The sequence below is a fragment of the Microcystis sp. M083S1 genome (assembly GCF_020246405.1).
GTDB lineage: Bacteria > Cyanobacteriota > Cyanobacteriia > Cyanobacteriales > Microcystaceae > Microcystis > Microcystis aeruginosa_C.
Genome location: NZ_JADBTB010000067.1, coordinates 14,690 through 34,747, shown reverse-complemented (window position 1 = coordinate 34,747; position 20,058 = coordinate 14,690). Strand labels below are relative to the sequence as shown.

Annotated in this window: 16 protein-coding genes and 2 pseudogenes; 6 read left to right on the top strand and 12 right to left on the bottom strand. The window is 43.0% G+C overall.

The window, feature by feature from the left end; all coding sequences use genetic code 11:
* The first annotated feature begins 17 nt into the window (after positions 1–17).
* Positions 18–392 carry a hypothetical protein gene (locus tag IM450_RS06330; protein WP_287665440.1) on the top strand — a complete coding sequence of 125 codons (375 nt, stop codon included), beginning with the start codon at positions 18–20 and terminating at the stop codon, positions 390–392.
* Here the strand turns inward: IM450_RS06330 and IM450_RS06325 are convergent.
* Positions 389–4,105 carry a CHAT domain-containing protein gene (locus tag IM450_RS06325; protein ID WP_287665437.1) on the bottom strand — a complete coding sequence of 1,239 codons (3,717 nt, stop codon included), beginning with the start codon at positions 4,103–4,105 and terminating at the stop codon, positions 389–391. The genes IM450_RS06330 and IM450_RS06325 overlap by 4 nt on opposite strands.
* 100 nt (positions 4,106–4,205) lie before the next feature.
* On the opposite strand from IM450_RS06325, the gene IM450_RS06320 reads away from it, so the two are divergent.
* Both IM450_RS06320 and IM450_RS06315 read left to right on the top strand, forming a co-directional pair.
* The gene (locus tag IM450_RS06320) at positions 4,206–4,451 is read left to right on the top strand and encodes a DUF1902 domain-containing protein (protein WP_004268291.1); all 246 of its coding nucleotides are present in this window, start codon (positions 4,206–4,208) and stop codon (positions 4,449–4,451) included.
* Positions 4,452–4,649: a type II toxin-antitoxin system HicA family toxin gene (locus IM450_RS06315; protein ID WP_287665433.1), complete on the top strand. Its 198-nt coding sequence runs from the start codon at positions 4,452–4,454 to the stop codon at positions 4,647–4,649. It begins immediately after the preceding gene.
* Positions 4,650–4,870: 221 nt separating this feature from the next.
* On the opposite strand, the gene IM450_RS06310 is transcribed toward IM450_RS06315, so the two are convergent.
* The 7 genes and pseudogenes from IM450_RS06310 to IM450_RS06280 form a co-directional block, all read right to left on the bottom strand.
* Complete coding sequence (locus tag IM450_RS06310; RefSeq protein ID WP_159296268.1) at positions 4,871–5,149, bottom strand: hemolysin XhlA family protein; 279 nt, start codon at positions 5,147–5,149, stop codon at positions 4,871–4,873.
* Between the two features lie 158 nt (positions 5,150–5,307).
* Complete coding sequence (locus IM450_RS06305) at positions 5,308–6,276, bottom strand: cysteine synthase A (protein WP_002755861.1); 969 nt, start codon at positions 6,274–6,276, stop codon at positions 5,308–5,310.
* A gap of 24 nt (positions 6,277–6,300) precedes the next feature.
* Positions 6,301–6,501, bottom strand: a pseudogene (locus IM450_RS06300) (PhoH family protein); the annotation flags it as partial.
* A gap of 442 nt (positions 6,502–6,943) precedes the next feature.
* Positions 6,944–7,741 (bottom strand): formylglycine-generating enzyme family protein, encoded by a 798-nt coding sequence (locus tag IM450_RS06295; RefSeq protein WP_287665427.1) that lies wholly within the window; start codon positions 7,739–7,741, stop codon positions 6,944–6,946.
* Positions 7,742–8,205: 464 nt separating this feature from the next.
* Complete coding sequence (locus IM450_RS06290; RefSeq protein ID WP_287665424.1) at positions 8,206–11,094, bottom strand: formylglycine-generating enzyme family protein; 2,889 nt, start codon at positions 11,092–11,094, stop codon at positions 8,206–8,208.
* Positions 11,091–12,050 (bottom strand): AAA family ATPase, encoded by a 960-nt coding sequence (locus IM450_RS06285; protein ID WP_287665421.1) that lies wholly within the window; start codon positions 12,048–12,050, stop codon positions 11,091–11,093. The genes IM450_RS06290 and IM450_RS06285 overlap by 4 nt, the downstream gene beginning before the upstream one ends.
* 6 nt (positions 12,051–12,056) lie before the next feature.
* Positions 12,057–13,568, bottom strand: a complete 1,512-nt coding sequence (locus IM450_RS06280) for a VMAP-C domain-containing protein (protein WP_287665418.1) — start codon at positions 13,566–13,568, stop codon at positions 12,057–12,059.
* Positions 13,569–13,726: 158 nt separating this feature from the next.
* Between IM450_RS06280 and IM450_RS06275 the strand changes: the two genes are divergently transcribed.
* Entirely contained in the window at positions 13,727–13,927 is a 201-nt protein-coding gene (locus IM450_RS06275) for a hypothetical protein (RefSeq protein WP_287665415.1), read from the top strand.
* 36 nt (positions 13,928–13,963) lie between these two features.
* Positions 13,964–15,079: a fatty acid desaturase gene (locus tag IM450_RS06270; RefSeq protein ID WP_287665412.1), complete on the top strand. Its 1,116-nt coding sequence runs from the start codon at positions 13,964–13,966 to the stop codon at positions 15,077–15,079.
* A gap of 328 nt (positions 15,080–15,407) precedes the next feature.
* Here the strand turns inward: IM450_RS06270 and IM450_RS06265 are convergent, their stop codons facing one another.
* Genes IM450_RS06265 through rpmI form a run of 3 tightly spaced genes read right to left on the bottom strand, consistent with a single transcriptional unit; the run spans position 15,408 to position 16,960 of the window.
* Positions 15,408–16,364 carry a PhoH family protein gene (locus IM450_RS06265; RefSeq protein ID WP_004268263.1) on the bottom strand — a complete coding sequence of 319 codons (957 nt, stop codon included), beginning with the start codon at positions 16,362–16,364 and terminating at the stop codon, positions 15,408–15,410.
* 13 nt (positions 16,365–16,377) lie between these two features.
* Positions 16,378–16,725, bottom strand: a complete 348-nt coding sequence (rplT, locus tag IM450_RS06260; protein ID WP_002739593.1) for a 50S ribosomal protein L20 — start codon at positions 16,723–16,725, stop codon at positions 16,378–16,380.
* Between the two features lie 31 nt (positions 16,726–16,756).
* Positions 16,757–16,960 (bottom strand): 50S ribosomal protein L35, encoded by a 204-nt coding sequence (rpmI, locus tag IM450_RS06255; protein ID WP_002781071.1) that lies wholly within the window; start codon positions 16,958–16,960, stop codon positions 16,757–16,759.
* A 209-nt stretch (positions 16,961–17,169) separates the two neighbouring features.
* Here rpmI and IM450_RS06250 point away from each other — a divergent pair.
* Positions 17,170–18,345, top strand: a pseudogene (locus tag IM450_RS06250) (transaldolase).
* A 122-nt stretch (positions 18,346–18,467) separates the two neighbouring features.
* On the opposite strand, the gene prfA reads toward IM450_RS06250, so the two are convergent.
* Entirely contained in the window at positions 18,468–19,568 is a 1,101-nt protein-coding gene (prfA, locus tag IM450_RS06245; protein WP_004268253.1) for a peptide chain release factor 1, read from the bottom strand.
* Positions 19,569–20,058 lie beyond the last annotated feature (490 nt).

The following is a 20,058-nucleotide window of genomic DNA, read 5'->3' as shown; positions in this document are numbered from 1 at the left end:
GTAAATAAGAACAACCTATGGATATTGAATCAACTAAAGTTACTCCTGAAGAAATTGCCCAGTTTCGCGCTGAATTGGCAGATAATCTAGGTGCAATCACATCTTTGGATGTGATTGATGAGTGCGACGGTTATCTCAAGTATGCTATACCCTTACTGCTAATGCGAGAAACTGGTACAGAACCAGATAGATCTATCGGAGATTTACTCAAAAAATGTCGCCAATTTATCTGTCAAGAGGAAGTTAGAGAAGGCTTACAATCGGGTATGATTGCACCTTTTATAGAACCGATTTCTGTGAGTGCTGGTATTCCTGTTGGTGTAGCGACAGCTATCGGTATTTGTGCTTTTAAGTTGGGTATGAAAAAGGTTTGTGCTGATTGTGGCGATTAAACCCCTGTAGCGATAAAACCTGCCCAATAGTAAGGACTAATAAAAGGATGGGGTTGGCGTTGTTTTATTAGTTTCAATGATTCTTTATATAGTGGACGCTGTTCTGGTTGCAATAAGGCAAGATGTTTGTCTATTTGCGGCTGATATTGCTCTAGAAATTTGTCCAATTCCTCAATGGTTAAATTCTCTAACCAATTTTGTGCAGTTTTCAAAGCAACTGGTACAGAAACTTGCTGATTCTCATTAAATAAAATCTCATATAATTTAATCATCAAGAAGGAGGTTGATAGGTCATTAACTGTCCATAAACTACTGACAACGCTGGGACTTCCCGCAAACAGAAAACCACTGGGTAAACCGATATATTCATCGCTGATAGAGTTTATATCAATCATGCCAGTTTCGCAAGCGGAAAGGGTGATAAGGCGGCATTTATGCAAGCGCAGTTCAAAGATTTCGTCTAATGTTAAGGGTTCCTTATTGGCTAAAAATAAGGCGGATTCAAGGGGATTAACTGGGTTAAAGCTTCCATGACAGGAGAAGTGATAACAGTGGTTATCTGAGGATTTGAGATGGGGAAGAACAGCGTTTTTAGTGGCGTTATCTTGGGCGATAACTTGAGGTTCAGTAAAGAAAGTTGAGAGGATATTAACTTCTAAATCGGTGTAAAATAAGTCTTTGGTGGGGTTTTGAATAGCGAACAGTTTATTAAAGTCGGAATGGTGAAAAGTTTGGGAGATTTTTTGCAAGATTTGACAACTAGGGGCATATTGTACACCCTTGGGAAATAAATCTTGTAATTCTGATCCCCCCCAACCCCCCTTAGAAAGGGGGGAGTTAGAGGGAGAAATATTAGAAAGGGGGGAGTTAGAGGGAGAAATATTAGAAAGGGGGGAGTTAGAGGGAGAAATATTAGAAAGGGGGGAGTTAGAGGGAGAAATATTAGCAAGGGGGGAGTTAGAGACGGGGAAAGCGTGAATAGGGAGAATGTGCAGAAATACATGGGGGATAATAATTAAGCGTTGACAAGTATCGGGAATGAGGGCAAGAATATCATTAATATGCAGAGTATCAGCAAAAGTCTGTAAGAGGTTAGACAGTTGATTTCTCCATTCTTGTTTGCCATTTTTGGAGTAGTAAAGCTGTCGATAATTGTTGATTGTATCAAATAATTGATTTATATCATCTTCGGAAGATTGCCAAACTTTAACCTCTCCCTCAGCAGACACGACAAAAGTGAGTATTTTCTCCCTTGTAATGTACCATTGCAGCAGACAAGTTTCAGCATCAGTTAAAGCCTGAATTTCTGTAAATGGAATAGGCTCAACTTTTTGAGTGAGGTTAAAGAGAGGATCTTTAATTTCTCTTGCAATAAAATTATCTAAGTCTTGTTGATATTCTTTCAGATAACTATGATCTTGAACGTAGGGAGTTAAGTTATCACGACCCATTAAATTCTGGTTAATGCTTTGATGTTGTAAGCGGATTTGCTCGTTAACAACTCGTTGTTTTAATTCATTTAATTGGGCGATAATTTCTTGACTAACGCCTTGGGGGTGCAGATTTTTCTGAGTCATTAATTCCACCAGATTACGCCCTTTACTGCGTTCGATATATTCTAATGCCTTCTCAGGCTGATTGAGGTTAAGATAAGCTTGCACAATACGATGAAATACACCAATGCCATTGGATAAAACCTCTTGGCGACTTTGGGGGTTTAATGCTTCTAATCGGGCATTTTCGACGGCTTCAATGGCGATATGATAGGCTTCTGTGGCAGGTTGCCATTGTTCTTCGTTGTAGTGTAGGATGCCTAAATTGCGGGCAGTTTGTAAACAATTAAGGGGATCAGATTCTTTTGTGCGGATTGTTAAAGCATTCTGATAGGATGTGATCGCCCTTTCTAAATTCTCAGCTTTATCCCCTCTGATTCTGTCACTGTAAGCTAATGCGAGATTATTCTGTGTATTTGCCCAATTTTGGGGAAATGCCTCAAAAGTCCTCACTTTCAAAGCTTCTTGGTAAGCGGCGATCGCCTTTTCTAAATTGTCGGCTTTATCCCCTTTGATTCTGTCAAGGTAAGCATTAGCGAGATTATTCTGTGTATCTGCCCAATTTTGGGGAAAAGCGTCAAAAGTAAAAACTTTCAAGGCTTCATGGTAAGTGGCGATCGCCATTTCTAAATTCTCAGCTTTCTCCCCTCTGATTCTGTTACTGTAAGCAATAGCGAGATTATTCTGTGTTATTGCCCATTGTTGGGGAAATGCCTCAAAAGTCCTCACTTTCAAGGCTTCGTGGCAAGCGGCGATCGCCATTTCTAAATTCTCAGCTTTATCCCCTCTGATTCTGTCACTGTAAGCACTAGCGAGATTATCCTGTGTCATTGCCCAATCTTCGGGAAATGCGTCAAAAGTATAAACTTTCAAAGCTTCCTGATAAGTGGCGATCGCCCTTTCTAAATTGTCAGCTTTCTCCCCTCTGATTCTGTTACGGTAAGCAATAGCGAGATTATTCTGTGTTATTGCCCATTGTTGGGGAAATGCCTCAAAAGTCCTCACTTTCAAGGCTTCCTGGTAAACGATGATCGCCCTTTCTAAATTGTCAGCTTTCTCCCCTCTGATTCTGTTACTGTAAGCAATAGCGAGATTATTCTGTGTTATTGCCCATTGTTGGGGAAATGCGTCAAAAGTATAAACTTTCAAGGCTTCCTGGTAAACGATGATCGCCCTTTCTAAATTCTCAGCTTTATCCCCTCTGATTCTTTTACTGTAAGCTAAAGCGAGATTATTCTGTGTGGTTGCCCATTCTTGAGGAAATGCGTCAAAAGTCCTCACTTTCAAGGCTTCGGTGCAATGAAAGATGGCTTGTTCTAAATTCTCGGCTTTCTCCCCTCTGATTCTGTCAAGGTAAGCAATACCGAGATTATTCTGTGTCATTGCCCAATCTTGAGGAAATGCGTCAAAAGTCCTCACTTTCAAGGCTTCGGTGCAATGAAAGATGGCTTGTTCTAAATTCTCAGCTTTCTCCCCTCTGATTCTGTTACGGTAAGCAATAGCCAGATTATTCTGTGTGTCTGCCCAATTTCGAGGAAATGCCTCAAAAGTGAAGATAGTTAAGGCCATTTCATAACCCGTGATAGCAATTTCTTTGTTAGCGGCGATGTCACCGAGGGGAAATTGTTGAATTAAATTACTAAAATTAAAAATATCTCTAGCCATATAATAGGCTTGTTCTTGCGTGACTTGCGTTAATGTCTCTCTCACCCGACTGTCTAGAATTTCCGCTAAATTATCATCCAATTTATCCAGATTTTGCGCCCAGAAGGGATAAATTACTTGGGGGTTAGTATTTTCAGAGATTTTTTGTAATGTTTCCCCTAAGAAGTTGAGATAGTCTTGCGGGGTGTTGGCGGTTGCGGTGGTTTCATCCCCTGATAATCCTAAAGCTTGTGCTAACTGTTTCGCTATATTCATCAAAAATTGCGCCTTATTTTCGTTTCCTGCTTCCTCTAATTGTTGCGCTACTGCTACCATTATCTGTACCAACCCCTCATCCAGCAATTCCTGATTTTCCTGCACAATGCGGGGTTTATCGCCATTATTGCAGGATAATAGCTGATTAATGAGGTTTAGGTATGTTTGGGTGCGTTGTTCATTCATAGCGTGGCGGATGGTGGCGGTTAATTCAGTTATAAGCGATTCATCGGCAATCATCAAGAGTTGGGGATTGGTGGTAAGATTGTCAGAAAGGCGATCGCACTGTATAATCTTGATTGATAGATAAGCTAATTCTACTCACTTGAACTAAATCATCATGAATCAAAAACCGTACCAAGTAGAAGCATTTTGGGATCGAGAGGCGCAAGTTTGGGTAGCAGAGAGTGAAGATATTCCGGGATTAGTCACCGAAGCTGATACCATCGAAGCTTTAACAGCTAAATTACGACAGATGATTCCAGAATTATTACAACTCAATCATCTAATTACTCTTGAACCTCAAGCACCGATAACTTTTGAACTAATTAGTCATCGTCAAGAATCAATTGATTGCGCTGTTTAGATGGCTACTTCTTTAACACCTGCATTAAAAAAACTGCTCTCAGCAGCTGGATGTTATTTTGAACGTCAAGGTAAAGGAGATCATGAAATTTGGTATAGTCCTCTGACAGAAAGAAGATTTGTAGTTGATAATACTATTAAATCACGCCATACTGCTAATGTAGTTTTGAAACAAGCCGGATTATCTAAAGCCTTTTGAACGCTGTAGAATCTTCATCCATTAATTAAACTACATAGGATTCTATGCTTTTATCATCATTCTAGCATGGCCTAAACATTGGTCGGGGTAGGGGCGAAGCATTCGGATAAAAAATCTAGGATTTCAGCGATAGGTTATGCCCAAATGCTTCACCCCTACAGTGATTTTCTGCAATTGAGGAATCACTGTTGCAGAAGGCGGTTCAAAATTCATTGTCTTAATTATGATTGAGGAAAAGGGAGAATAATATAGCGAATCACTGTTCCTAGTAAAGCTGTTCCCAAGATGCCGATTAACGTCCAAATCTGGGCTTTCTGAGAGCCTTTTAATTCTTTTGTATCTTCTTTTACCCCTTCAATATCTTTTTCTAAACTATCGACTTTTTCCTCTAATCTTGCCTGTACTATTTTAATATCCATAACATCTTTTTGTAGATTATCCAACTTCTGATTAATTGAACCTAAAATTTCTTTGAGATCCTGTTCAATAGTAACTGACATTTGATGATTCTCCTAATAATGATAGTTATCAGCATTGTTATCTATCTTATCTTAAGTGTTTGCCCAACCGAAGCGCCTCATTTTCCCTTGCTGCCTTCCCTCATTGTTGCCCTCCCCCTCCCATTATCTCCACTAATTTATGAGCCGATAATTCCTGATTAAGCCAATCCTTTCTCAGCCAACCATTGAGGATTATATAAACGAGATTGATAACGGGACCCACCATCACAAAGAACAGTAACTATGGTGTGGCCTGGTCCCATTTGTTTAGCTAAAGCTACGGCAGCACCGACATTAATACCCACAGAACCCCCCATAAATAAACCATCTTTTTGTAATAGTTGATAAACAACTTTAATGGCAGTGGGATCATCAATTTGAATGGCATCATCTATGGGTGCGCCTTCCATATTAGCCGTAATACGACTATTACCAATTCCTTCAGTAATTGAACTACCTTCCAGGGTAATTGTCCCGGTTTTCACATAACTATATAAACCGCTACCCATCGGATCCGCCACCACACAACGCACCTGGGGATTTTGGTCTTTTAAAAACATCGCCACCCCCGCGTAGGTTCCCCCAGTTCCCGTGGCAGCCACCCAAGCATCAATTTTACCGTCGGTTTGTTCCCAGATTTCCCGGCCGGTGGTTTCGTAGTGAGCGCGACGATTAGCCAGATTATCGAATTGATTAGCCCAGATAGCATTTTCCATCTCACTGGCCAATCTCCCCGATAATTTAACGTAATTATTGGCATCTCGGTAGGGAACGGCGGGAACAGTACGCACTTCTGCGCCAAGGGTTCTCAATAGGTCGATTTTCTCTTGGGATTGGGTATCGGGAATGATAATCAGGCATTTATAACCTTTAGCATTGCAGATATGGGCCAAACCGATGCCAGTATTGCCGGCGGTTCCTTCGACAACGGTTCCCCCCGGTTGGAGAGTACCGGCTTTTTCCGCTTCTTGAATAATATATAAAGCGGCCCGATCCTTGACCGAACCACCGGGGTTAAGAAATTCGGCCTTACCGAGAATCTCGCAGCCAGTTTCCTCGCTAAAACTATTGAGACGAATTAGGGGAGTATTACCCACCGCATCGACGAAACCATTTTTAATATCCATAATCTGTTATTTTTCGTGCTGTTCCTAGGCTGAGACGATTTTTTGTACCAAGGGATGACGCACCACATCGGCCCGCGATAGGTAACAAAAAGCGATCCCTTCTACTGATTTTAGGATTTTTTGAGCGGCAATTAACCCCGATTCTTGTTGTTGCGGTAAATCGGTTTGGGTGACATCTCCAGTTACTACCATGCGCGAACCGAATCCCAAGGGAGTTAAGACCATTAATGCGATCGCACTTTCTCCACTGGGGAATTGAATCGTTGGTCAATTTCTACCACTTTAGCTGATACAGTCCTGCTGGCGAGCGAGTGGAAGGAACCACAGAGACACAGAGGACACAAAGATCGATCAGTCCTATGTAAGTTAAGCTGATCACACAAAGAATAGGAGAGCCATGAGCAGCTGTTGATGTAAACTAAGACGCATTTAAACCGCTTATTCTTAAGATTAGTTGAACTTCCCCCAATCCCTTTACTGTTGCCTCTTGTCTCGTCTCAACAAGCAATTTATCCTAAATCCGTTGAGTAACCCACAGAAAACGGGTTTCTCGGAGAAACCCGTTTTCTACTCATGATAATTCTCTCAATCCTTTTGTAGTACATATATAGTACATCTGCTCAAAAAAAATCGAAAAAGGGTAAAAAGGGAAAAAAGAGAAAAAGGGTTACAAAGTCCTCCCAGCACCGCACACCACCCGAAAACCGTTGCTGTTGAAGTCGTCGCGGCGGTTGCCGTAGTCGCGGTAACCAGAACGGCAGGCATAGCGATTGTAGTACCAAGAACCGCCCCGCAGAGCTTTATATGCCTGATTTTGCTGTTTTTTGCTCTTTTTTATCTCCTCATAGTTTTCGCGCCAATCATCTTGACACCACTCCCAGACATTTCCGTGCATATCATATAAACCAAAGTCGTTGGCGTAGAATTGCCCAACAGGGGTGGTTTTTTGGAGATTGTTATTATAGTTGGCTAAATCTGGGGTAAGAATTTCCCCAAAGTGATAGGGGGGGTAGGTTTCTCCTTTGTCGAGATTTAAGGGTTTGGTTTGCGCTCGACAAGCGTACTCCCACTCAGCTTCCGTTGGTAGCCTATATTTTCTTTTACTTAATTTAGATAGCCTTTGGCAAAATTCTACAGCATCTAACCAAGATACCCTTTCAACGGGGTTTGTGCTGCCTTTAAAATGCGATGGCTCTGGTTTTAAATCTTGCTCTACTTTTAAATCTTCTCTTTGGGCAATATATAACCATTGAGCTTGGGTAATAGGATAAATACCCATCAAGAAGTTTTTCAGGGTGACGTTGTGTTGCGGCTTTTCACTTTTATTACTACTTTCTTGTTCTGAAGAACCCATTGTAAAGGTTCCCGATGGTATTTTGACTAATTCTATTTCTAGGTCATCGGTGAGTTTTTCTCTATAGATTAAAAGACGTTTTTGGGTCTTTTGGATGATTATTGTAGGCATAAGTAGGGTTTGCTGAATAAATGTGAAATATAGACGAGGTAAGGGTTTTAGTGTTCTGTATCGGCCCGCGTCCTGTAGGGGCGAAGCATTCGGGCATAACCTATCGGTGAAACCGTAGATTTTCTATCCGAATGCTTCGCCCGTACTTTTTCAGCAAGCCCTAAGTAAGTGATTATAATTAAATTAAAAATTGATTGTAGGGTTGATTCATGAATCAACCCTACCTTGATAAGGGGGGTTTGATCCCCCCTGCCCCCCTTGATAAGGGGGTTTGATCCCCCCTGCCCCTAGGTTTGATTGTAGGGTTGATTCATGAATCAACCCTACCTTGATAAGGGGAAAACCTAAAACCCGTCTTCAATTTAATTATAACCAGCTACTGATCAGCCAACCTCATCTAGTACATTTGTTCAAAAAAATCGAAAAAGAGAAAAAGGGTAAAAAGGAAAAAAAGAGAAAAAGGGTTACAAAGTCCTCCCAGCACCGCACACCACCCGAAAACCGAAGTCGCTGAAGTTGTAGTCGCGGCGGTAGTTGTAGTGGCGGTAAGCAGAACGGCAGTTATAGGGATTGTCGAACCAAGAACCGCCCCGCAGAGCTTTTTTTGCCTGATTTTGCTGTTTTTTGCTCTTTTCTTGCCAAGCACTACCATCCCTAGGTGCGCCTTGATAATTTTCTTGGAAGTCATCCTGACACCACTCCCAGACATTGCCGTGCATATCATACAAACCAAAACCATTGGGGGGAAATTGCCCCACGGGGGTGGTTTGCTGGCGATATTCTCCTGCTGGTTCCCTAGCAAAGCGTTTCCTAGCATCGTAGTTAGCTAAATTTGAGGTGAGGGTTGCTCCGAAGTGGAAGGGGGTGGTGGTTCCAGCACGACAAGCATACTCCCATTCCGCCTCACTGGGCAGCCGATACTGTTTCTTGGTCATTTTAGAGAGCCTTTGGCAAAATTCTACGGCATCTAACCAAGATACCTCTTCAACGGGGTTTGTGCTGCCTTTAAAATATGATGGCTCTGGGTTTAAATCTCGCTCTACTTTTAAATCTTCCCTTTGGGCAATATATAACCATTGAGCTTGGGTAATCGGAGCTTGACTTAGGTAAAACGGGGCGATTTTTACTAAATGTCTGGGGGATTCTCGTTGGAACCAATCCCTATTGTATTTTTCCACTAGCCGCGCTATTTCCTCCGCTTCGGTTCCCATCCAAAACTCCCCCGAAGGAATATAGAGCATTTTTAAGCTGGGGGGATTTTCTTCAAAGTAGAAGGCTCTCACGGGTTCTTTAGCGGTAATTTGTCCCGTCTCATCCACAAAGACGGTTTCAGACTTAAACAGGGTTAGGTTAAATTTCTCGGTGATGATTTCTTCTTCTGTGTTATCCAAGACTTCCCTAAACTGGACTGGCATTGTCTCGGCGGTTATTTCTTCGCTTGCCAAAATTTTAAGCTGCTCAGGGGTTAAACGAAGGCGCTGATACAGTTCCCCATCTTCTACGCTGAAATCCTTAAGTCTATCCTTGAGCAGTTGAAACAATATTTCCTCTCCTCGCGTAAGCTCTTTTACCTTAGCTATGGTTACGGTTTTATATTTCCTCAGCCACTTTTCCTCAACCGGTGGGGGTGGAGGTGAGTCAACCATAGATTGCAGCTTTTGGCTAATTTCTTGGTACTTTGCTTCCCCTAGCTTTTGGAAAACCTTAGCAGATACCTTGGCAAAGGCGCGAACTAGATTAGCTGCTTCTTTGCCGAGGAGAACTTGGGGATTGGTAAGAATAAGACCAAAAAAGGTGGTGGTACTCAGGTTAAGTTTTTGGGCGATGTATTCCGAGAGGACAAAAATTACTTCTAAGGCGCGGCTATTCCCTAGTTCAGTGAGCAGAAGCTCTCTCACCTCATCATCAAATTCAAAATCTAGGCTGTTGGGGGGAGTATGAAAGTTAAATTTACCTCCTTTGTCCCACTTCACTGGTTCCCCTCCTAGATAGACTTTGAGAAAACCGCTAAGGATGACTTCTGCTATGTTTAGGGGGTTAGAGGCGCTTAAAAGTTTGCTTTGGATAAGACGGATGATGGGAAGATTTACCGGGGCTGCGGCTAATTTTTTCAGTAATTCCCAAGCTAGAGGTGAGGCGGTACTAGCGAATAGTTCTAGAGCTTGCTTCCCAGACATCTCCGGAGAAATAGTTGCGGGTATTTCTCTGTTTTGGGGAGATTTTTCTAGTAGTACCCCCGCACAGGTGGCGTTGCTGTCACCACTGACAACGAGCGCCCAAGCTTTTAAGGATGAAGGGGTTAGGGAGATGGTGGGTAGGGGAAAGTAGGTTTTTTGGATTGTTTCTCTGAGAATATGTTGATTTTCCTCTTCCTTCTCAATTTGTAGCAGCAGGGGGATAGAGGTAAATCTCCAGTTTTGTGAAGGTTTCCGGGGGATTTGGTTGACTAGGGAGACGAACCAACCTCGACTAAGGGCGGTTCTTTCCCACATTGCTTCCGGGAAGGGAGAAAGCAGGGTGACGATTTGGTGTTTTCCCCAGTCCTGAAGAGCTTGGTTATAGCGTCCTTGATACCAGTCTGGGGAAGTACAATCACTGTAGAAGAGGATAAGTCTTTCGCCGCGAGGATGGATGAGATCTTTTGGGTGAATTGAGCAAGTATCGTTAGAGTAGGTACGGATGGCTAAATTTTGCCTGTCTTCGTCCCATCCGATGCGGTAGAGTTTGACATCCCGAAAGGCCCCGATTTGTTCTAGCCAATCGCGGATTTCCCCGGCCATTTCTTTCCAAAAGACCATGGAGGCCCATTCTTCAATCAGTAAAACTACCTCTAGGGAACGGACTTTTTGGGCTTGGTAAACGGGTATTAGGGCTAAACTGCCATCTTTCTTGCCGATGCTATATTCGGCCGATTTCTGTACGGTGCTGTTTAGGTTTATTTGTCTTTGGGTGGCTGAGTCTATCTTTTGGATGAGGGGACGCACTGCCCGCCCTAATTTTCGGGTTTCTCGCCAGAATTTGGCACTGGGGAGGCTAATGGGTAGGGTATCTGCGCCTATCTTCTCAGGCTGTTTTTGTGCTTCTGTCTCGCGTATTAAGGGAACTTCATCGGATGGGGCTGGTGACTCTTGGGTTTTGTTTTTACTCTCCTGGGAGGGGTTTTTAGCGGTCGGGGTTTCTTCCTTTTCTTCCCTAGGCTCTGTAGGGGTTTGGGGTTTTCCTTCCTCTTCTTGGGTGAGAACATACCACCATAAACTATCAGCTATCTGGTAACTGTCTAGGTCCCATCCCCTGCCCTTGACAAAGGTGATAAATTTATCAATCAGTTCTGGTGTGGGAAGGGTTTGGGTCATGTATTGCCTGTGTCGGTGAGATAGGTAAATAGTAGGTCGGTAAGGGACTTTAATTCTGCACCTGTGGGTTTATTTTCGCCCATGCTCATAAAGACGGCGTTTAAAAGCTGGTCCGTTGCTAGTTGCCCTTTTTCTCGTTTTTTAACATATTCTGCGATCGCTGCTTCTATTTTTTTACTTTCTGGACTGGCCTCTTTATAATCAAAGTGGCTTTTTACTATCTCTTTTAGTTCCTCTGGGGTGGGGTCGGGAATTTCTAAGAGCAGACATCTACGTTTAAAGGGTAGGGGAAAATCCCTCTCGCCGTTGCTCGTCATAATCACTATGGGGAACTGTTGGCAGCTTACCTTACCTTGGGGGATGGATTCCCATTCACCGTCATGGGTTTGTACTGGTATTGGTTCGTTTTCGGTATCTTTCGCGAGTCGGGAAAGTTCGGTGATTTCAAATCTTCCCTCTTCAAAAAGGTTTAAGAGGTCGTTGGGTAGGTCGATGTCACTTTTATCTATCTCATCGATAAGCAGTACCCGGGGATAATTTCTCGGACAGAGGGCTGTCCCCAAGGGACCCAAGCGGATATACTGCCCTATGTCTTTTTTTTCTTCTAGTTGGTAATCTTGCAAACGTGCGATCGCGTCGTAGTAGTATAATCCCTCTTGTAGGGTGGTGCGGGTATTAATTGGCCAGACTAATACTTCTCCTAAGTCTAATTCGTAGGCGATTGCGTAGGCTAGGGAGGTTTTCCCTGTACCCGGTTTCCCTGTGACTAAAATAGGCCGGCGTAGGTGAATGGCTGCGTTTACGGTTTCGATGGTTTTAGGGTTAACTATGAGTTGTTTTCCCCGCTCCTCGGATTTGTTGGTGGCGAAGCTTCGCCAAGGTGGGATTTTTGGCCAGGGAATGTCATCCCTTGAGCGTTTTTCATGATTGCCTTGAAAGATTTTCCATGAACTCATAGTTAGTTAACCTAGGTGCTGAGATGTTAAGTAGTGGAAGGGGGGCATCCGATTAGGGTCTTCTAAAAAGCATAATAGATGATGTCCTAGATGTTCGGGTTCATCTTCTAAATTATCTGGTGATTTTCGCCTCACCTCTTGAACTATTGTGGACAATTGATTAATTTGAATACCCTGTAAGAGTGTATTAATTTTTGTTCTGTGACTTGCTTCCTGAGCATGACAGCGCGACCCAACGACTAAAGGTATGCCATATTTTAAGCTTCTTTTAAATAATTGCTCTAAATCCTCTTGAGTTGAAGCGCAAAGATTGCTCCATAGAGTTGTTTCTTGGCACAAATAGGACTCGCTGTTATTAACTGTTTGTGTATCTATAGAATTTGTTGTTAATCTCTCCCATCTACTTTTCCAATTTTGATAAGCTGGCATTTTACTATACATTTTTTCCAATCTCATAAGAGAGCGAACATTAACAAAATATACTCTCTTAAGTTGAGTTAGGCTATCAAAGCAATTGTATTCCCAAGATTCAAAGTTAGTATATAGTAGCTTACCATCGGTGAAAAATTCAATATTTAAGTTTGCACCTCCTCTCTCATGACAATCTTCAATAATTTTTGTTAAAATGTTCGTTATATCTTTTTGAGTATAAACATCTTTGCTAACGCTACTATCTACAGGAAGAGGTATATAATTATTTCCTTGACTTTGAGATGTATTTAAATGTAGAAAACACGCAGCAAATTTATATTCAGGGAAAGTATTTGCTTGACTTTTACTCTCCTCTATTTTGATAATTAGATAGTTGTTAATATTTTCTCGATTGTCAGGTTCTGCATTAATTGCTGGTATCTCTGCTATCCAAGCATTGTAATCTGTGTCAGTAATATTTAATAGTTTCTTTAACTCCTGTATTGTTTGTTCAATGTATGAGCGAGTGTCGCTATTAATTCTGCTATCTTGAGTAAGTCTAAAAAGTATTCTTAATAAATCTTTATCATCTCGAATATTTATGATTTTATCGATGATTTCTTCAAAATTAGCATTGTCATTATCTGGCAAGTAAGACTTTATGATCCGATTCAGTTCTGCTTGTTGTTGTCCAGACAATTTATTTTTAAGTTCTGTAAATATATTAATTTTTGTCTTATTTTCTTTAAGTTTATCCTGTAAAAAAGTCCCATTGTCACTTATTTTTCTATTATACTCTTCAACCAATGAGATGACATTGGCCTTGTTAACTTTTTCTATATCTCTTTCTAATCCCTTGTTAAATGCCTGGGCAAGTAATGGAAAAAAAATTTTATATGCGTGCGTTTTTAGCGACTGCGCGTCGTAGCCAGACTCTCTTTCTATGTGTTCATAAGTCCAACCCTGTGCGAACCCTTCGATTAAACATTTTTGAATAGATGTAATACCATTAGGCTCTATCAATTGAATCACTTTTTCCACACAGCTTAAAAACAGTTCTTTGCCTAAAGAACTTGGAATTTCTGGCTTAGGTTTTCTATCTCCCATTTGTACTTGTGGTTCTCCTTTTAAGAATACAATTCACAAAATGCTACTTTTAGCTACTTAATGATACTTTGGCAAATTGACTACTAAATGCTACAAAAACTACCTCGACAATTAAAAGGGCTAGAAATAAGCTAAAAGTGTAGTCTAATTCAGAGCTTATGTACATCTCAAACTACCAGATTAAATCACTAACCCAGAGGCTAAAAAATCGCTTGGGGTATGTACCCAAAGAAGCTTGGGTAATTAATCTCGCCATCGAGATAGAAATCTCTCCAAAGCCGTTTTTTAGTGATGGGCAATTAGTCCAGCACTACCGAGAAATTGAACAGCTGCACAACCGCCTGAATTTGGTTATTTAACCATTTTCAGGACAGTACAACTTATTTTCTACTGTCATGATACTGAAAAAACCCACCCCAACACAAGCATCGGCTTTAAGGGATAATCCACGCCTAGGGATGCTCCAACTCAGCGATAATCGTCTCGTACAAGCTTTCTTTGACTGGCTAACAGGCTACTACCTTACCCCCCCTCTCTGGAAAAGCACGCCCTCCTTAGAATTACTCTATGGCATACTCCAGTATATAGGAGGATTAGCGATCGCTCTTAGCCACTGGCAATTAATACCCCTAGGATGGGTGCTATCCGTAGCTGGAGCGGCTCAATTGCAGGAAATAGCCCACTTTTGCGCCCATAATGCTTTTTTCCCTCAATATCCCACTTATAACCATCTTTTAGGTTGTTTACTTACCTTAATTACCGGGAAAAAGCCCTTTCCATTGTTCAAAAAAGATCACCTATTAATTCACCACCCGCCGAAAAACCTAGCTACCATGAATGACAAAGGGAATACCCCCTACCTAGTAGAAGATTTAGGTTTTGAATTTGCCCAAGAAGAGGCCTTCTATTGGCAAAATTTGGGCAAGTTATTACTCTCTCCCAAGTTTTACGGAGAAACCTTCCTTTCTCGCCTGACTAATCTCCTTAAAGCTCCCATTAACTATCAAATAGCTACCCTGATTGTGCTTTTCTTGACCTCTGTTTGTGCGGGTTTAACCCATTCTTGTTTAATCTGCTTACTCTGGGCAGTATTTACCCAACTCGGAACCTATGCAGCCGCACTCTTGCAACAGCTACCGGAGCATAATTGGGCCTATGAAGCCGATGAGAATGAGGGAGCTAAATCTCAGGTAATTGGTAAATCTTTTGCCCTATATTTGGGTGCTTATCCTCCGCACTCGGACCACTGGTTAGAATGGTTAAAATGGTACATAGAATTAGTAGGAGCAGTCTTTATTCGGCTGACCATCCTTCCAGTTAGCCTAGGGGCGCACTGTCTTCACCATAGTACACCAAACGATAACAACTGGGCTAATCAACTATACACCCTAAGAGCTTTTCAGACTGGCTCGGTGAAAGGATGGCAGCGTTATCAATTCCTTGAGGTTTGGGGATACCGAAACGCTTTAAACTACGTCTTTGTCGGTTTTAGTTTAAGGGGAAAAAGCTAAATTAAACTCGGTGTGCAACTATATTTTTAGTCTTGATTTACAACAAGGCTTTCAGAAATCAGCAGAGATAAAGTATCCTCTGGAACCCTGATTCTGTCGTTTTTAGTTGCACATCGCGTTAAATTAACCTAATTCTATACTCTCTCGCAAGAGTACAAGAGCGACTATCTCAACAATCTGTTATTGGCTCTCCCAGGTTTGGTGGGTAAAATGTATTCTAAGATACATTACTCCTAGCGAGGGAGTGGAGCGAACCACAAAGACACAAAGGACACAAAGATCGATCCTGTGTAAGTTAAACTTATCACACAGAACCTAGAAGAGCCTGTTATTTTTCGTGCTGTTCGTAAGCTGAGACAATTTTTTGTACTAGGGGATGACGCACCACATCGGCCCGGGATAGGTAACAAAAAGCGATCCCTTCTACTGATTTGAGGATTTTTTGAGCGGCAATTAACCCCGATTCTTGCTGTTGCGGTAAATCGGTTTGGGTGACATCTCCAGTTACTACCATGCGCGAACCGAATCCCAAGCGAGTTAAGACCATTTTTAACTGTGCTGGGGTGGTATTTTGGGCCTCATCAACGATAACAAAAGCATTAGCTAGGGTTCGTCCCCGCATATAAGCTAAGGGAGCGATTTCGATTTTACCCCGTTCCATCAGGTCGGGAATTTTGGATGCTTCGATAAATTCGTATAAAGCATCGTAGAGGGGACGCAAAAAAGGATCGACTTTTTGCTGTAAATCCCCCGGGAGAAAGCCTAATTTTTCCCCCGCTTCCACGGCCGGCCGGGTGAGGATAATCCGTTCTACTTTATCTTCTAATAAAGCTTGTACGGCTAAAACGGCGGCTAAAAAGGTTTTCCCCGTGCCAGCAGGTCCAATACAAAAGGTGATATCGTGACTTTGAATCGCTTGGATATATTGACGCTGACGGAAGGTTTTTGCCCGAATTAGCTCCCCGCGACGGGTACGGGCGAGAATATCCTGCTGTAGTTCTTTATACTCGCTAGAACGCCCCGTATCGAGGGCATGGATAGCGGTCATAATATCGGCTTCGGCGATTAACTTGGCCTCTTGCCATAAAATACTTAAGGAGCGCACAATCGCTGTGGCACGCTCCACCGGGGTTGGTTGTCCCCCAATCCGCAATTCCATGCCTCTGAGGACTAAATTCGCCCCAGTTTGCCTGGCTATCAATTTGAGGTTAGCTTCTTGATGACCCGCTAAAGCGATCGCACTTTCTGAACTGGGGAATTGAATCGTTTGCCAAGTTTCCGTCATGCTCGGGGCTAAATTATCCTTTGGCTGTTTCTACCACTTTAGCAAAAGCGACGGGATCGAGGACAGCTAATTGGGCCAACATTTTCCGATTCAGGAGGATATTAGCTTTCTTTAATTGTCCGGTTAGTTGGCTGTAACTGATGCCCTGTTGACGAGCAGCGGCGTTAATGCGGGTAATCCAAAGACGACGAAAATCGCGTTTACGTTTGCGACGGTCTCTATAGGCATTCCGCAAGGCCTTCATTACCTGTTGGTTAGCGGTACGGAATAAGCGCGAGTGGGAACCGCGAAAACCTTTGGCTAATTTGAGAACTTTTTTGCGTCGCTTGCGGGCGACATTCCCCCGTTTTACTCTAGACATGATAATCCTTTAGACGATTTTTCTGGAAAATTTACAAATAGGGCAACATTAAGCGCACTTCCTTCTCGTCGCGCTCGTGTACCAGGGTAATCTGGGACAAACGACGGCGCTTGCGTTCGGCACTCTTATGATCGAGTAGATGATTTTTGAAGGCTTTGCGACGTTTGATTTTTTTGCCGCTTCCCGTGGCCTCAAATCGTTTGGCCGCCGCCTTTCGCGTTTTTAGCTTGGGCATAAACTCCCTTTTATTAAATCGACACAATCACTAATACTATCACAAATAGAGGACTTTGGGCAAGAAGTGGACCCAAGATTCCTGCTCTTATCCCGACTTTGGCCAGGTCTGTGCTTGGGAATTAAATCAATCGGGAATTTTCCCCTTCCTTTCGATCGAATCGCTAAGATCCAGATAATGTCTCGCGTTAACACGCATCTGGAGAAGTTATGGCTAAAACCCTACTAGAACAATTACGCCAATTTACAGTGGTTGTTGCCGATACCGGCGATATCCAAGCGATCGAAGCTTTTACCCCCCAAGATACCACCACTAACCCCTCCCTGATTACGGCTGCGGCCCAAATGCCCCAATATCAGCCGATTGTCGATCAAACCCTGCAAGCGGCCAGAAAAGAATTAGGGGAGCAGGCCACCCCGGAAGATGTGGCCAAATTAGCTTTTGATCGTCTAGCGATCGGTTTTGGTCTGCAAATCCTGCAAATCGTCCCCGGCCGCGTCTCCACCGAAGTGGATGCTCGTCTTTCCTACGATACCCAAGCTACCATCGACAAGGCCCGTTATCTCATTTCCCAGTATGAACAAGCGGGTATCTCTAGAGAAAGAGTCTTAATTAAAATTGCTTCGACTTGGGAAGGGATTAAAGCGGCAGAAGTCCTCGAAAAAGAAGGAATTCACTGTAATTTAACCCTATTATTCGGTTTTCATCAGGCGATCGCCTGTGCGGAAGCGGGAGTCACCTTAATTTCTCCCTTTGTCGGTCGCATTCTCGATTGGTATAAAAAAGAAACTGGTAAAGACTACGTTGGCGCTGAAGATCCCGGAGTCCAATCCGTTACCCAGATCTATAACTACTATAAAAAGTTTGGCTATAAAACCGAAGTTATGGGGGCAAGTTTCCGCAATATCGGCGAAATTTGCGAGTTAGCTGGTTGTGATCTTTTAACCATTTCCCCGAAACTTCTCGAACAATTGCAAGAGACAGAAGCCGATTTACCCCGTAAGCTCGATCCAGACCAGGCCGCAACCCTTGATATTGTCAAAATTGCCATGGATCAAGCGACTTTTGAGAAAATGCACGCCGAAGATGCCATGGCTTCCGAAAAACTAACGGAAGGTATTCAAGGTTTTACCAAAGCTTTAGAATTATTAGAACAATTGCTGATTCAACGTTTAACCCAGTTGTAAGGTCAGTCAACCCTAGAACACGCCGCCGAAGATATTTTCCCAGTCTATGATCATGATGGGGATGGTTTCATCATCCGGGAAGAATGGGCGGGAACCGATGCGGTATTCGATGCGATCGATATTAACCATGATGGCAGAATTTCTCCCGATGAGATCGCTGTCGGTTTGGGTGCGGCCTTTCGTTTAGTGGAAGCATAGAATTAGTCGTGAGTTGAAGGAACCGGCATCATTCCCCACCCGCACTCACCCCCACCAGTGGGGAAAGTGCCGGAAGTGGGGAGCTTTTTACTGTTCACTGGTAACTGATCACTGATCACTGATTAAGCTGTCTCTTGGGCAGCGGCTAATTCTGCCAGTTTTCCCTGTTGATCCTTGGCGATACAGGATTGGATCACCTCTTCGATGGCGCCGTCTAAAATGCGATCGAGGGAAAAATTCTGATTTAAGCGATGATCGGTGAGACGATTATCCTTATAGTTATAGGTGCGAATTTTTTCCGAACGGGAACCGGTTCCCACCTGAGAGCGTCGCATGGAACTGACCGCTTCCTGTTGTTCCTGTAATTTCATATCGTACAGTTTCGCCCGGAGAATCTGCATAGCTCGTTCCCGGTTTTGCAATTGCGAGCGCTCTTCGGTGCAAAAAACCCGGATTCCCGTGGGTTTATGGATTAAATCGACCGCAGTTTCCACTTTATTGACATTTTGACCGCCTGCTCCCCCAGATCTAGCCGTGGTTAACTCAATATCCTTGGGATCGATATGCACTTCCACATCGTCCACTTCTGGCATAATCGCCACGGTAGCGGTGGAAGTGTGGACGCGACCACTTGCTTCCGTCAGAGGAACCCGCTGCACCCGATGGACTCCCGCCTCAAATTTCAGCTTACTATAGACGTTATCGCCTTTAATCTCTAAAATTGCCTCTTTAAATCCTCCCATATCCGCCGGAGATTCACTCAAAAGGCTAACTTTCCATTTTTGAGTTTCGGCATATTTTGAGTACAAACGAACTAAATCCCCCGCCCAAATACTGGCCTCATCACCTCCAGTCCCGGCGCGAATTTCCAGCATGATATTCTTTTCATCGAGCGGATCCCGGGGCAGCAGCAGAATTGTTAATTGGTCTTCCAAAGTGGCGATTTTTGCCTCTAATTCTGCCACTTCTAGGGCGGCGATTTCGCGTAATTCGGGATCGCTGGCGGATTCTTTAAAGATTTGTTTCGCCCCGATTAAATCCTCTTGACTTTTTTGCCAAATTTCGTAAGTGTTGACCGTTTCCTCTAGGGAAGCGCGGGATTTGGCCAGACGATGCAATTCACCCGGATTACTGGTGACATCGGGATCCGCTAGACGACGGGTTAATTCTTTGTACGTCTGTTCTACAGATTGCAGTTTGTTTAATAAATAACTTTCAGCCATGATCGATAATAAATAGGGTTAAACGGGGTTAATTTGAAGATAACCCGCAAATTCACTGGATTAGAAGCGTCTAACAGATAATAGAGACGCAATCCTTTTAATTGTCTTAATTTTCTTTGTCTGGGGTTCTTCGAGCTAGGAAAAATCCCGCTCAACTGCTGAGAGCTGAGAGTCAGTCAGTTTTGCTAATACTTAGAAATATTTTTAGGCCAGCAAGCGGCAAGGGAAGACATTTTTTTTCTTAACCAGATTATTCCTATATCTGAAGCTATCATTTTTTGGCCGTTTTGAGCAAGTAATCTTAAATTCTGTTTAAAAGTGGGGAATTGGGGTGTAGGAATTATAAATTATAAATTATGAATTATGAATTATGAAGTGAGAAGTGGGAAGAATAAATAAAAATAATCTCCTGACCCCTGACTACTGGCCCCTGACTACTGACTACTGACGACCGGCTCCTGACTACTGACGACCGGCTCCTGACTACTGA